Source organism: Cognatiluteimonas telluris (assembly GCF_011320095.1).
Classification (GTDB): Bacteria; Pseudomonadota; Gammaproteobacteria; order Xanthomonadales; family Xanthomonadaceae; genus Cognatiluteimonas; species Cognatiluteimonas telluris.
Genome location: NZ_JAANOY010000110.1, coordinates 1 through 704, shown reverse-complemented (window position 1 = coordinate 704; position 704 = coordinate 1). Strand labels below are relative to the sequence as shown.

Sequence of the window (704 nt, the reverse complement as noted above, 5' to 3'; positions counted from 1 at the left end):
CTAACACCTGAATTAAGCCGAGCCGCGAAGCGGCTTCGGCTTGAATGAATAGTTAGGTGCTGCCTCGTGAGTTCTCGTAGTGATGCCAGATACGCAGAATGACGAGAGCAGAGCCATGCACCGTGTATCGAACGACGTATTTGCCAAAGATGAAGTCACGGATTGAATCTGGTTCTGGAGCTTGCGGAACACTACGCCCCATCTCTGGGAATGCGCAAAGCCCATCAATGCGAGCGACAAGATCCGCCGCGACGCGTGCGGCTGCAGTTGGATCGTTATTGGCGATGAAGGCACGGAGGCGGACTAGATCAGCGACGGCCTCTTGCGAATAAACGAGCCTCACTTATCCGCCTGCGGGGGAGGCAGCTCATCGGAAGTGCCCCAAGACTCCAGCCAGGAGTGAACGGCTTGGCCCGAAACCACCTTGCCGTGGGCCACAGACTCCATGGCAGTGAGCGTCTCTTTCCAGCGCGATTGCTCCAGCTCCTGGCGGGCGACGAACTCCCGAATGGCTTGGTTGACGAGCCAATTCTTGCTGCGGTGCAGCTTGTCCGACATGGCCGCAAGGCCGCTCTCGACCTCAGGTTGCAGGCGAATGGTGGTGACACTCATGGGCGGGCCTCCGGTGGGGATGAATGCACTGTATTACATTGCATTCACTACAGCAACAGAAGCCCGAGCAGCACCTAACACCTGAATTAAGC

Annotated in this window: 2 protein-coding genes; both read right to left on the bottom strand. The window is 57.4% G+C overall.

What is annotated here, in order from left to right:
• Positions 1 to 52: 52 nt before the first annotated feature.
• On the bottom strand, positions 53 to 343 hold the full coding sequence (locus G7B67_RS13225) for a type II toxin-antitoxin system RelE/ParE family toxin (RefSeq protein WP_166213175.1): 291 nt from the start codon (positions 341 to 343) through the stop codon (positions 53 to 55).
• Complete coding sequence (locus tag G7B67_RS13220) at positions 340 to 612, bottom strand: CopG family ribbon-helix-helix protein (protein ID WP_166213173.1); 273 nt, start codon at positions 610 to 612, stop codon at positions 340 to 342. Before G7B67_RS13220 ends, G7B67_RS13225 begins: the two co-directional genes overlap by 4 nt.
• Positions 613 to 704 lie beyond the last annotated feature (92 nt).

What these genes read in the sequence shown, in the direction of transcription:
- G7B67_RS13220 (WP_166213173.1), bottom strand. Translation starts at nt 612, where the DNA reads ATGAGTGTCACCACCATTCGCCTGCAACCTGAGGTCGAGAGCGGCCTT.